16 protein-coding genes are annotated in these 11,956 nt (G+C 41.8%); 14 read left to right on the forward strand and 2 right to left on the reverse strand.

Annotated elements, in window-relative coordinates; translation table 11 throughout:
- Positions 1-6 precede the first annotated feature (6 nt).
- The 11 genes from fliD (at position 7) to flgL (ending at position 8,114) form a co-directional block, all read left to right on the forward strand.
- Positions 7-1,503: a flagellar filament capping protein FliD gene (gene fliD, locus MLE13_RS14885; protein ID WP_240750471.1), complete on the forward strand. Its 1,497-nt coding sequence runs from the start codon at positions 7-9 to the stop codon at positions 1,501-1,503.
- Entirely contained in the window at positions 1,503-1,892 is a 390-nt protein-coding gene (locus MLE13_RS14890) for a flagellar protein FliT (protein WP_240750473.1), read from the forward strand. Before fliD ends, MLE13_RS14890 begins: the two co-directional genes overlap by 1 nt.
- A 16-nt stretch (positions 1,893-1,908) precedes the next feature.
- Complete coding sequence (gene fliS / locus MLE13_RS14895; RefSeq protein WP_240750475.1) at positions 1,909-2,283, forward strand: flagellar export chaperone FliS; 375 nt, start codon at positions 1,909-1,911, stop codon at positions 2,281-2,283.
- A 349-nt stretch (positions 2,284-2,632) separates the two neighbouring features.
- Positions 2,633-3,433, forward strand: coding sequence for a flagellar motor stator protein MotA (motA, locus tag MLE13_RS14900; protein WP_240750477.1), 801 nt, complete (start codon positions 2,633-2,635; stop codon positions 3,431-3,433).
- A complete protein-coding gene (gene motB, locus MLE13_RS14905) occupies positions 3,417-4,187 on the forward strand; it encodes a flagellar motor protein MotB (RefSeq protein WP_240750479.1) in 771 nt (256 codons plus the stop codon). Before motA ends, motB begins: the two co-directional genes overlap by 17 nt.
- 10 nt (positions 4,188-4,197) lie before the next feature.
- A complete protein-coding gene (locus MLE13_RS14910) occupies positions 4,198-4,623 on the forward strand; it encodes a flagellar basal body-associated FliL family protein (RefSeq protein WP_240750481.1) in 426 nt (141 codons plus the stop codon).
- Positions 4,624-4,693: 70 nt separating this feature from the next.
- Positions 4,694-5,110, forward strand: coding sequence for a flagellar protein (locus MLE13_RS14915; RefSeq protein ID WP_240750483.1), 417 nt, complete (start codon positions 4,694-4,696; stop codon positions 5,108-5,110).
- Positions 5,111-5,129: 19 nt separating this feature from the next.
- On the forward strand, positions 5,130-5,399 hold the full coding sequence (gene flgM / locus MLE13_RS14920) for a flagellar biosynthesis anti-sigma factor FlgM (RefSeq protein WP_008499217.1): 270 nt from the start codon (positions 5,130-5,132) through the stop codon (positions 5,397-5,399).
- Positions 5,400-5,427: 28 nt separating this feature from the next.
- A complete protein-coding gene (locus MLE13_RS14925; protein ID WP_240750485.1) occupies positions 5,428-5,913 on the forward strand; it encodes a flagellar protein FlgN in 486 nt (161 codons plus the stop codon).
- Between the two features lie 23 nt (positions 5,914-5,936).
- Complete coding sequence (gene flgK / locus MLE13_RS14930; protein WP_240750486.1) at positions 5,937-7,205, forward strand: flagellar hook-associated protein FlgK; 1,269 nt, start codon at positions 5,937-5,939, stop codon at positions 7,203-7,205.
- A gap of 27 nt (positions 7,206-7,232) precedes the next feature.
- The gene (flgL, locus tag MLE13_RS14935) at positions 7,233-8,114 is read left to right on the forward strand and encodes a flagellar hook-associated protein FlgL (RefSeq protein ID WP_240750487.1); all 882 of its coding nucleotides are present in this window, start codon (positions 7,233-7,235) and stop codon (positions 8,112-8,114) included.
- A 357-nt stretch (positions 8,115-8,471) separates the two neighbouring features.
- On the opposite strand, the gene MLE13_RS14940 is transcribed toward flgL, so the two are convergent.
- Both MLE13_RS14940 and MLE13_RS14945 read right to left on the reverse strand, forming a co-directional pair.
- Positions 8,472-9,314: a flagellar hook-basal body protein gene (locus MLE13_RS14940; protein ID WP_240750488.1), complete on the reverse strand. Its 843-nt coding sequence runs from the start codon at positions 9,312-9,314 to the stop codon at positions 8,472-8,474.
- Between the two features lie 16 nt (positions 9,315-9,330).
- The gene (locus tag MLE13_RS14945; protein WP_240750490.1) at positions 9,331-10,167 is read right to left on the reverse strand and encodes a flagellar hook-basal body protein; all 837 of its coding nucleotides are present in this window, start codon (positions 10,165-10,167) and stop codon (positions 9,331-9,333) included.
- 387 nt (positions 10,168-10,554) lie between these two features.
- Between MLE13_RS14945 and flgB the strand changes: the two genes are divergently transcribed.
- From flgB to fliE, 3 genes are all read left to right on the forward strand, one after another.
- On the forward strand, positions 10,555-10,956 hold the full coding sequence (gene flgB, locus MLE13_RS14950) for a flagellar basal body rod protein FlgB (RefSeq protein WP_240750492.1): 402 nt from the start codon (positions 10,555-10,557) through the stop codon (positions 10,954-10,956).
- A gap of 5 nt (positions 10,957-10,961) precedes the next feature.
- Positions 10,962-11,417, forward strand: a complete 456-nt coding sequence (gene flgC, locus MLE13_RS14955) for a flagellar basal body rod protein FlgC (protein WP_008431742.1) — start codon at positions 10,962-10,964, stop codon at positions 11,415-11,417.
- A gap of 228 nt (positions 11,418-11,645) precedes the next feature.
- The gene (gene fliE / locus MLE13_RS14960) at positions 11,646-11,942 is read left to right on the forward strand and encodes a flagellar hook-basal body complex protein FliE (protein WP_065527523.1); all 297 of its coding nucleotides are present in this window, start codon (positions 11,646-11,648) and stop codon (positions 11,940-11,942) included.
- The last annotated feature ends 14 nt before the right edge of the window (positions 11,943-11,956 follow it).

Raw genomic sequence — 11,956 nt, forward strand, 5'->3', positions numbered from 1 at the left:
TCATGTATGCGCATTAGCGGATTAGCATCAGGTATGGACACCGAATCAATCGTTAAAGATATGATGACTGTCCAAAAAATGCCGATGGATAAATTGGTGCAACAAAAGACATTTACCGAATGGCAGCAAGAAGCAGTGCGAGAGCAAAATCTTACCTTCTCCAGTTTGCGCACAAGCGCCAGCAATCTTCGTTTGCAGTCGACATTTAACGCCTATAAAGCAGAAACAACAGGCTCTAGCAGCGCGAAAATTACAGCAACTACTCAAGCGATGAACGGCAGCTACGATGTACGAGTCAATGCACTCGCTACTTCAGCAAAAATGACATCTGAACTAGGTATCGAAAACATGGATGGAAATGCTGCAAAATCAACGGATTTAATTGGTGTAGCTGGAACGATCACGGTCAAAGGAACTACCGGAGATGTTGCAGTAGCGATTACGGCAGATATGACATTTGCAGCCGTTGCAAAAAAAATGCAAGATGCCACTGCAGGGAGTGAGCCTGCTCTACGCGTCAATTTTGATAACACCACATCGCGCTTTTTCATGGCATCAAAAGAACTAGGGTCGGCACAAAATTTTAGTCTCGAGTTTACCGACGAAAAAGGAAAGAGAAGCGACGACCTTGGGGAGAAAATTACTGGAGAAGCGCAAGACAAAGTAACTTCGACCGCCGCTACAAATGGCTCCGTCACAGTTGACGGAATCAGAGTCGACGGACTTACCAGCAATCAAACGACGGTTAACGGCCTTTCTATCCAACTAATGGCGATCGATGCCGCTGGGGAGTCAACTTCAGTAAGCGTTCAATCCAATCCGGAAAAACCTGTCCAACTGATCAAGGATTTCGTTGAATCGTATAATAAAGCAATTGATGACTTACAGAAAAAAGTCATCGAAAAACGCTATACAGATTTCCAACCTTTATCTGATGAACAAAAAAGTGAACTAACGGAAAATGAAATCGAATTATGGGAAGAAAAAGCACGCAGTGGTTTATTGCGCAACGACCCAATCATGAAATCGGCTTTAGAAGATTTACGAAGAGCTTTTATGGATAAAGTATCTGGACTTGCAGATGGCAATCTCAGTCATTTATCGCAAATCGGCATCAATACCGGATCTTATACAGAAGGCGGTAAATTATTTATCGACGAAGACAAGCTGAGCGAAGCACTAACTAACAAACCAGATGAAGTGATGGCGCTCTTCACTACGCGAGACGCAGCTGGAGATGGAGTAGGCGCGCGTGTTTACGATACGCTGAACGATATCATCACAAAACTAAGCGCAAAAGCAGGTAGCCCTTCAAGTTCGGTCGATAACAGTACGTTGTCCCAAAAACTAAAACGAATGGATACCGAAATTAGTCGCTGGCAAGACCGTCTGATAACTATTGAAGATCGCTACTGGAAGCAATTTACCGCGATGGAAAAAGCGTTGAGCCAGATGAACTCCCAAAGCACATGGATGCAACAAAGCTTGTTTGGTGGTTCGTGATGAGTGATTCAAAACCAATCATGTATGCGTTCCTCAAACAAGCGCGTGAAATTTATGAAAAAGCGCAACAGATCAATTCCCGAATGGAAGACAACGAAGACGGAATTGTCGAATCGCTTGAAAGGCTATTTACTCAACGTGAAGAAACCATTCGTCAGTTGGAAACTTTCATGAAACAACGGAATTTCCGGTGGTCAGAAGAAGAACATTCGATTATTGAACAATTAAAAGAGATCGATCAAAAACTTCAACCGTTGGTCAACGGACTGCACCAATCGTTTTTTACACAAATCACACGCATTACCCAAACAAAAGAAATTTCCAAAAAATATAGCGGAGCCTATCAAGAAATGGCTACTGCAGGTTCTTTTATCGACAAGCGCAACTAAGCAAGGGGGAAAAAGAGTGGCAATTATTAATCCGTACCAAACGTACCAACAAAACTCAGCCATGACAGCATCACCACAGGAACTAACGTTAATGCTTTATACAGGCGCTGTGAAATTTATAAAAATGGCAAAACGAGCAATGAACGATAAAAACTTCCAAGAAAAAAATACCAACATCATCAAAGCACAAAACATCATCCAAGAACTGCGCAGCACATTAAACACAGACATCGACATGTCAGCAGGTCTTGAGCAAATGTATGAATACATGTACAACCGCCTTCTAGAAGCCAACATGAAAAACGATGTAGAAGCGCTAGAAGAAGTAGAAACCTTAATGGCAGACATGCGCAACACATGGAAACAAGCCATGGCTCTGGTGAAGAAATAAGTTGATTCTAAGCCGCATCTGCGCTTTGGGCATAGCTCTCGCAAGAAGCCAGGCAAAGAACGCCAGTCTTCTTGCTTCGCTTAGCCCGAAGACGCGCCGATGCTAAATATGTGGGGAAAGTTAAGTAGGGAAAATATTATTTAACTATACCTTTAGAAACTAGAAAAATGAGCGTAAGGTGGCGACTCCTGTGGAAAAACGGAGTGATGAGACCCCGCAGGAGCTTGCGACGAGGAGGCTCAGCGCTTCGTCCGCGGAACGCGTCCGCTTGAAGCGAAGCCTTTCACCAAGAAGAAAAATATCACCAAGAGATTTAAAACTACACAGGTAAATGAAATGAGGTATAAACGTGGACAAGACATCTTGGATAGGAGTCATCATGGGATTTGTCGTGTTGATCGGCGGGATGATTCTAAAAGGATCAAACCCGATCGCACTTTACAATCCAGCGGCGCTAGTAATTATCTTTGCGGGTACCATCGCCTGTCTTCTTGTTGCCTTTCCTATGGATGAAATTAAAAAAATCCCGAGCTTGTTCAAAGTGATTTTCAGCGAACAGAAAAAAATTCCCGTTAAGGAAATGATTCCGATGTTTACGGGATGGGCAATGCTGGCACGTAAAGAAGGCTTATTGGCATTAGAAGAAAAATCAGAAGAAGTAGAAGACCCATTTTTGCAGCGTGGCTTGAAAATGGTTGTAGACGGTCAGTCACAAGAACACATTCGCGATTTGATGGAAGAAGAAATCGCAGCAATGGAAGAACGCCATGAACTGGGCGCAAAGATTTTTGCACAAGCCGGTACCTACGCCCCAACACTTGGCGTACTCGGTGCCGTTATCGGACTCGTTGCGGCGCTTGGTCACTTAGATGATGTAGCATTACTTGGTAAATCCATTTCCGCCGCATTTATCGCAACTCTATTCGGGATTTTCTCAGGTTATGTATTGTGGCATCCATTTGCCAACAAACTAAAACGAAAATCAGAAGCCGAAGTCAAAACAAAAATGATTATGCTAGAAGGTTTGCTTGCCGTGCAAGAAGGCTTGCCAGTCCGAACTGTAGAAGAAAAATTATTAACGTACTTACCAGCGAAAGACCGTGTGCTTGAACCTGACGTAGAAGAGAGCGGTGTTGAAGTTGAAGCGTAAAAAAAAGCATGAAGAACATGTAGATGAAGCGTGGCTCTTGCCCTATGCCGACGTATTAACCTTGTTGCTTGCCTTGTTTATCGTGTTGTTTGCCTCAAGCCAAGTAGATGCTCAAAAATTTAATGCGATTGCAGAATCATTTAATAGCGAGTTGCAAGGTGGATCTGGCGTATTAGATGAACAAGCTCCTGTTGAAAGTTTTGAGACATCGCCAACTGCAGAGTTGAGTGAAGATCCGGTTACTGGGGAAAGCCCGGAAGAAGTATTTGAAGCAAAAGATCAGGAAGAGTTGTTAGATTTTCAAAACAAGATTGATACGTATATCGATGAAAATGGGCTAGCGCCTCGTTTGCAAACCGATATGACGCGAAAAGGCTTGAAAATTATTATTAAAGAAGGGGTGCTCTTCGAATCGGGAAGTGCCACTATTCGAGAAGGCTCTGAGGAGATTATAGATGAGATCTCCAACTTGTTGATTACAGATCCACCGCGCATGATTTTTATCGAAGGGCATACAGACAATATTCCAACGGGGACAGAAGAATTTCCAACCAATTGGGAATTGAGTTCAGCGCGAGCTATTAACTTTATGCGAAACCTTCTTGAAAACGATAAACTGAGTCCGCAGAAATTCAGTGCGACGGGCTATAGTCAATATCAGCCAATCGCTTCAAATGATACTCCTGAAGGGCGTGCGGAAAATCGCCGCGTTGAAGTATTGATCTCACCTTTTGAAATAGAAACCGAAGAATAAGAGGTGCATTATGGGGAAAATAATAAAAATAATTGTCGCTTTTGTCGTGGTGGCAGCGATTGGTGCGGGTGCTTATTTGTACTTTATGCCTAAAGAGGAAAAAGCGGAAGAGCATAAATCGTTAAGCGCTGAAGAAGTCGAAGAGTTGAGTATCGACACAGATATTATCACCACAAACTTAGCGTCTTCTGGGAATTTTGGGATTGTTCAGTTTAATATTTTGTTGAGTGACAAAGATACAAAAGAAGAAGCTGAAAAGCGTACTGCTGAAGTACGTGCCGCAGTTATTGCGACTGTTGCTAGTTTTACGAAAGAAGAGTTGCTTGGAGAAAGTGGCATAACTATGATCGAAGAAGAACTAACTGGGCGCTTGACAGAAGTTATGGAAAAAGGGAAAGTCGAACGCGTACTCGTTACGGAATTTAAAATGCAATAATATTAAATTTCGCTAAACATTTTGGCGAAGTTGCCGATATAAATAGATAGAGAAGGTCAGGTGAGTACATGTGGGAGCAAATCAGCTGGATAATTGCCGATTTTGCGGTATATTATTCCTAAAGGACTACACTGACTATTGCATAGACTGTTTTAAAGAAATTGAAAATGATTTTAATGCAATAAATGATTTTCTGAAAGATAGCAGCAATCACGACGCGGATATTCACGAAATTAGTCGGGCTACGAACATATCGGTACGACAAATTACGGATTTTATCCGCAATGGCCGGATTTACGCAGAGGATTTTCCCAATCTAGGGTATCCTTGCCAACATTGTGGTGAGCTCATAAAAAGGCAGATGCTTTGCCATAATTGCTTTGATTCGTTTTCAACAGAAATCGAACGAACATTAAAGTTTGAGGGCTCGCCAGAAATGTCCGGGGAGCCACAACTATGGAAAATGCGACAAGGCAACAAAAAATAAAAGACAGGGTGGTGAAGGAATGAATATCGATAAAACAAATAGTTCTTCCTTTATTCAATCTTATCAAAAAATGCAAGTAACTCCGGCAGCGAAAACCAAGCCGTTGCAAAAAGAAGACGAGCTACAAATTTCAAATGAGGCGAAAGCGATGTTCGAAAAAAATGCTAGCGTGGACATTGAAAGACAAGAAAAAATTCAGTTATTAAAAGCGCAAGTGGCATCAGGTGAATACCAAGTGGATGCAGGCAAAGTCGCCGATAAAGTCCATCAGTTTTGGTTCGACAAATAAAAGAGCTTTTTAAAGAGGAGGATATCGGATGCTGAACTTAGTAGTAAACACGCTGGACGAATTGATCAGCATACAAAAACAGCTTATCCGTTATGCCGAGCGCAAGCAGACAGTTTTGATCGAACGAAAAGTCGATGAACTAACGGAGCTTGTGAAAGAAGAAGCAAAGCTGGTTAAGCAGCTTGGCCAATTGGAAGACGAGCGGCAGCAACTGGTAGCCGACGTGTTGGAAGAGCATCCTGGACTGACATTTAGTCAGTTTGCAGAGCAGATTCCAGATGAAGATGTAAAGCAAGATCTTCACTTACAATTGAAAACTTTACAAACGCTTTTGACTGAACTTCAAGCAAAAAACAAAACCAACGAAAAACTGCTTGAAGATTCGATGAGCTTTGTTCAACATATGATTACGGAAGTAACAAAATCAAAACAACAACAGTATAATTATCAATCACCAGCAGGACAACAAAAACCACAATCAAACAATCAAGGCTTTTTCGATACAAGAGCTTAGAAATTGTTGGGAGGCAAAGAATCATGGTTTCAACATTTCATGGATTAGAATTAGGAAAACGCGGCTTATCCGTTGGTCAGGCAAGCCTTTCAACGACTGGACAGAACATTGCCAACGTAAACACGAAAGGCTATTCACGTCAGCAAGTAAATTCAAGTGCTTCTCCTTCTTTAAGCGTTTGGACAGCCCAAGGCGCGAACACAGGCCAGCTTGGAACCGGCGTTACGATCGATTCGATTACCCGTGTAAGAGACCGTTTTCTCGACCAGCAATTTCGTGACCATTCCGAAACACTCGGACAATGGCAAGCAAAACAAACAACGCTAGATCGTTTAGAAACCATCGTTAACGAACCGAGTGATAGTGGTTTAAGCAGTGCAATGGATAGCTTAAATAGCGCTTGGCAAGACTTGGCGAATGAGCCGGATAGTTTATCTGCACAAGCAATTGTGAAAGAGCGTGCACAAGGCTTTATCGATGTTGCCCAGACCATGAATAAATCAATGGACAGTTTAAAAAATGAGTTAACACTCCAATCACAAGATACAGTTGCCGAGGCAAACGGTTATTTAAAACAAATTGCAGAACTCAATAAAAGCATCGTTCGCAATGGCAGTCAGTCAAATGACTTAAAAGACAAGCGCGATGCTCTAGTAGAAGAGCTATCGACCTTGATGTCCATTAAAGTGGACGAAAAATCAAATGGTAGCTACTCCATCAGTCTTACTTCAAACAACCAATCATTAGTAAGCGGAGAAATTGTATCTGAAATTGATTACAAAACCGGCGCCGGTGAAAATGAAATTTACGGCGGCAAATTGGCAGGATTGAGCGAGTCAATGGATGCCGCAACAAGTTATCAGACAAACTTGACTAAAGTGGTTAGCGATTTCGTAGAAGCGAATGGCATGTCAACAACAGGTGGCAAGGATCAAGCGCTATTCGTTGGCAATGCCACAGACTTTAAACTGTCTGAGCTCAAAGTGAATTATGAAGCGAGTCCTTTAACACAACAACCAGCAACGGGAAAAACAGCAGTAGCAGCCCAAAGTGATTTCAGAAAGCTTGTCAGTCAACTAGGTGCGCAAAGCCAAGCGGCAGTTAATGCAGTTAGCAATCACAGCACAACACTTCAAGCCACAGAAAACCGGAGACAATCCGTAACGGGTGTTTCGCTCGATGAAGAAATGGCCAACTTAGTAAAATACCAACATTCCTATAATGCCGCAGCACGGTTAGTATCAATGACGGATCAAATGTTGGATACCATTATTAACCGAATGGCTAACTGATAGCAGAAGGAACGTGGAGGGAAAAACATGAGAGTCACGCAACAGATGCTAAACCAGAATTCCATACGCAATATGAGCCAAAACTTGAGCCGCTTTGAAAAAACCAACAATCAAGTATCGAGTGGCAAATTACTTCACCGGCCATCAGATGATCCAAACGGAGTCAGTAAAGCGATGAACTTGAAAAGCACTCTTGCAGCAAACGTTCAGTTTGAACGAAATACTAGCGAATCAAAGTTGTGGATGGACGAAACCGGTCAAAACATTGATTCAATGGTGAATGCCATGCAACGTGTACGCGAATTGGCGATTCAAGGAAATAGTGATACGTATTCTGAACTTGATCGTCAGGCAATTGATGCTGAAATTGGAGAACTAACTGAGCAAATGCGTGGATTAGCCAATGCAAAAGTTAATGGCCGTTCATTATTTAATGGTCAGAAAACAGGAGAATCACCTTTTCCTGTAAAAGGGAATTATGATTTTGACAGCACAGGTCTAGAATCTCGCAAGTTCACTATAGGAGAAGGCATTAACATTAAATCGAGTGTCTTACCAGATGAACTATTCGGGGCATCGAATGATGAAACAAACCTTTTCAAAACATTAGAAACCATTTCTGCTAACTTAAAAGCTGGAAATTCTAATGATTTGGCTAAAGTTGATGCAGCAATGGACCGGTTATTGTCGGTAGGCGCAGAAAACGGCGCACGTCAAAATCGTGTAGAAGCCGTTGAAAATCGTTTGCTCGATAGTAACTTGGAACTTCAATCGATGTTATCAAGAATCGAAGACGTCGATTACGCAGAAGCCGTTATCAGATTAAAGAGTGAGGAAAGTGTTTACCAAGCAAGCCTCGCAGCAACATCAAAAATTATTCAACCAAGTTTGATGGACTTTTTGAGATAATGAGTGAGTAGAAATCGCTCCAGGCGGACGCGTTCCGGGGGGCACGGCTTCAGCCGCTTCCCTCGCTGCGCTCAGTCCAGGGTCTTCAGCTCGTGCTATTCCCCCAGGAGTCGCCGCCTTCCACTCTTTCTTCTAAGAGTCACAAAATAACAAAAGGTTCAACTTCGCACTAGTAGGATATGGAGCAAACCAACGGAGACTCCTGCGGAATAGCGAGACGACCGAGACCCCGCAAGGAGCATAGCGACTGAGGAGGCTTGGGCGCGAGCCCGCGGAAAGCGTAGTTGTTTTACGGAATATCCAAACAATATTTCACCAATAAAAAAGCAGGCACCCCGCGGGGTGCCTGCTTTTTCGTTATCCTTTAATGGTATTGACTAAGCCCATCATGTCATCTGCGTAAGAAATGGCTCTACCTTGTGACTGAAACAATCGTTGAGTGGTAATCAGTTCAGTCATTTCCTCGGTCAAATCGACATTGGACATTTCCAAAGCGTTTTGCTTAATTTGGATAGATCCGTCATTGGGTTGGGACAAATCGATAAACTGTAAATTGCCGTTCGCGATTTGTTCAGCTTCTGTCCCATTTAAGCGGAATCGATTTTCACCGATTTTCGCTAATGAATCTTGTCGGTTAATTTGAGCAACGCCCATTTGAATTTCAGTTGGTTGCTTGTCCGAGTCTTTATAAGAGATCTCTAAAGTTCCTTGTCCATTCAAGCGAATGTTTTCAAAATCAGCGTCGAAAACAATCGGTTGGTTATCAGCGCCTAATACGGCATCACCGTTCGCTGTTACTAAGCCAACTTGCGTCGAATTCAAAATAGGCTGTACTTGGAAGGATCCATCTTTTGTATAAAGCGTGTCGCCATCTGATGCAATACGGAAGTAAGCAGATTCTCCTTGAATCATGAAATCTAGAGGGCGGTCCGTTTGTTTAATAGAGCCGGGGTCGTTGCGGACGGCTGTTTGCGAAAGAACCGCACCGGCACCGATGCGTAAACCGTAAGGCGTAATGCGCCCAACTTCATTTTTTTGCCCCACTTGTTTTTCAAGAGACAGCACAAGTGCATCCGAGAAGCTAGCTTCTTGTCGCTTATACCCGTTGGTATTGACGTTCGCGATATTATTGCCAATCAAATCTAATTTTTTTTGCAACTCACTCATTGTGTTGCTGGCTGTATTCATCTGGATATTCAACTTGTCAAATTCCTCCTTATACGCGCCCGATTTCATTGACGGCTTTTTCCATGCTGCGATCATATGCTTGAATTACTTTTTGGTTGGATTCAAATCCGCGGTATGTGGTCATCATGTCTGTCATGGTCTTTGTCAGATCTACATTCGATTGTTCCACAAACCCTTGTTTCATGAAGCTAGGGGTTCCATCAAGTAAATCGACGTTGTCGATAAATTGAGGAGAGGCTTCAGGAGCTCCCGCCCAGCGTAAAAGATTTTGACCTTCTTTTACAAACTGTTGAGGGTTTTCAGTATAACCTACCCATAAGCGATCCCCTTGAGCGCCGTTGGATAAAAGAATTTCACCATTTTCTTGTACCGTAAAGTCAGCGGATCCCACTTGAATTGGTTGCAAGTCTTCACCTAACACAGAGAAACCCTCACTCGTTGTTAGAAAGCCTTGAGTATCGACAGCAAATGATCCATTTTTGGTATAGCGCACTTCGCCATCTTCTGCAGCTACCGCAAAAACCATCGAACCTTTTTGTTGGGTGTCGGGATTTGTTGGTAATAGCTCATCTAGCAAGGCAATATCTGTCTGGTTTCCAGTTTCTTTCAAAGGACCTTGAAGAAATGAAGGAATTCCTTCTTGCGTATACACTCCAGTAGTTAAAGTGCCGATATTATGAGGGACTATTGTACCTTTTTTGCTGTTTTCAACTGCTTTAATTAACTGTTCTGGAAAAGCACGAAAAACAGTTTGATCTTCTTTAAAACCAGGAGTATTTGCATTAGAAAGATTATTCGTCAATATTTGTTGTTGCCTGTTATTAGCCATCATTCCTGATGTAGCAGTATATAATCCACGAAACATGTAGTTTCTTCCTTTCATAACCGAATCTTATATTTACCGCGTATCATAACATTTTAAATATAAAAAAAATAGTGATTTTTATATTAATATGGAAAAAATAGCATTAAAAATTTTAAAAAGAAAAATATACAAAATTATTGAAACATGATACTATCACTTTGATATAACATTTCCGAAAATAGTACAAAATAATTAGTTTAACCATAAAATAGATCAGTTTCATTGTAGAAATGGCAAAAATATTTAAGAGATCAAAGCTATTCCCTATCATTCTTATTAAACATTATACTAGAGAATAAGGAACTGTGATCGACAGATTTATGATCCATCTTTTCCCAGAGGTGGATTTTTATTTTAGTTATAAATGTTAAAAAAAGGAGTTTATCAATGAATATATTCCCTAAATCAATTGAATCGATGGAGCAAGCTTTATCAGCTGCGACTCTCAAACAACGCGTTCATTCGGCGAACATTGCAAATGTGGATACGGCTAATTACAAAAGTAAAAAAGTCGATTTCCAAGCAACTTTGGATACAGCTATGTCCAATCAAAACTTGTCTAGCTACAAAACAGATAGTCGCCACGTGTCATTTGGCAATGAATCGTTAGTAGGCACAACAAGAGTATTGACAAACAATTCAACTCAGTATAATAACAACGGCAATAATGTCGACATGGATGTTGAAATGGCCGAACTGGCGAAAAACCAATTATGGTATAACGCTGTGACGGAACGAGTCAACGGTAAACTTAACAGTCTCAGTTCAGTTATTAATGGAGGGAGATAAAAAAGATGAGCTTATTTACGGGATTTAACATCAGTTCGTCGGGGCTGACAGCAAACCGGCTTCGTATGGATGTAGTATCTGCCAATATTGCCAATGCCAACACAAATCGTGCCGAATTAGTAGACGGCGAATGGATGCCTTACCGCCGAAAAACAGTGGAATTGTCTCAAAGCGGCACATCCCCTTTTTCCAATCAATTACAATCAGCCATTAATAGAGGAAACACCGCTGTAACGGGTGTCAAAGCCTCAGGAATTAAAGAAGATCAAACACCTTTTACATTAAGATATGACCCAGAACATCCAGATGCGGGAGAAGACGGTTATGTCCGCATGTCCAATGTCGATCCATTGCAAGAAATGGTGGATTTGATGTCAGCAACTCGTTCTTATGAAGCCAACGTTACGGCACTAAATGCTTCAAAAAGCATGTTTATGAAAGCATTGGAAATCGGGAAATAGTTCATAAATTTCATCAGTGATATTACGCAAAACAGCTGCGCTTTCCTGCGGGCTTGCGCCGAACTAACTCGGGCTGATCGCCCGAGTGGATTTCGGCACTTCGCTATCCCGCGGGAGTCTCCGCTGTTTTGCTTCATATCAATATTTTAATAAGAATTTAGTAATGACTTCGTGATTTATAAAATGGAAGATTATTTCAACCAACAACAGAACATTAAGGAGGCACTTATGGAGAAAATAAGTGGAATTCAAACGCCTTTTATACAAAATCAATTGTTCAATAACGTTAAACCCGAGAACAAAGTTGAAGGATTTGGCCAGATATTTAAAGATGCGTTACAAGAAGTGAGTGCTGCACAGAACGAATCCGATAAATTGACCAATCAGTTGATAACAGGAGAAGTGCAAGATGTCCATGAAGTGATGATTGCTTCGCAAAAAGCCAGCTTGTCATTGCAAATGACGATGCAGGTACGCAACAAAGTGGTTGAAGCTTATCAAGAAGTTATGAGAATGCAAGTATGATGGAAACCGGTAGG

The sequence above is a fragment of the Planococcus halocryophilus genome, from assembly GCF_022489025.1.
GTDB lineage: Bacteria > Bacillota > Bacilli > Bacillales_A > Planococcaceae > Planococcus > Planococcus halocryophilus_A.

What these genes read in the sequence shown, in the direction of transcription:
- fliD (WP_240750471.1), top strand. Translation starts at nt 7, where the DNA reads ATGCGCATTAGCGGATTAGCATCAGGTATGGACACCGAATCAATCGTT.
- MLE13_RS14890 (WP_240750473.1), top strand. Translation starts at nt 1,503, where the DNA reads ATGAGTGATTCAAAACCAATCATGTATGCGTTCCTCAAACAAGCGCGT.
- MLE13_RS14910 (WP_240750481.1), top strand. Translation starts at nt 4,198, where the DNA reads ATGGGGAAAATAATAAAAATAATTGTCGCTTTTGTCGTGGTGGCAGCG.
- flgM (WP_008499217.1), top strand. Translation starts at nt 5,130, where the DNA reads ATGAATATCGATAAAACAAATAGTTCTTCCTTTATTCAATCTTATCAA.
- MLE13_RS14925 (WP_240750485.1), top strand. Translation starts at nt 5,428, where the DNA reads ATGCTGAACTTAGTAGTAAACACGCTGGACGAATTGATCAGCATACAA.
- flgK (WP_240750486.1), top strand. Translation starts at nt 5,937, where the DNA reads ATGGTTTCAACATTTCATGGATTAGAATTAGGAAAACGCGGCTTATCC.
- flgL (WP_240750487.1), top strand. Translation starts at nt 7,233, where the DNA reads ATGAGAGTCACGCAACAGATGCTAAACCAGAATTCCATACGCAATATG.
- MLE13_RS14945 (WP_240750490.1), bottom strand. Translation starts at nt 10,167, where the DNA reads ATGTTTCGTGGATTATATACTGCTACATCAGGAATGATGGCTAATAAC.
- flgB (WP_240750492.1), top strand. Translation starts at nt 10,555, where the DNA reads ATGAATATATTCCCTAAATCAATTGAATCGATGGAGCAAGCTTTATCA.
- flgC (WP_008431742.1), top strand. Translation starts at nt 10,962, where the DNA reads ATGAGCTTATTTACGGGATTTAACATCAGTTCGTCGGGGCTGACAGCA.
- fliE (WP_065527523.1), top strand. Translation starts at nt 11,646, where the DNA reads ATGGAGAAAATAAGTGGAATTCAAACGCCTTTTATACAAAATCAATTG.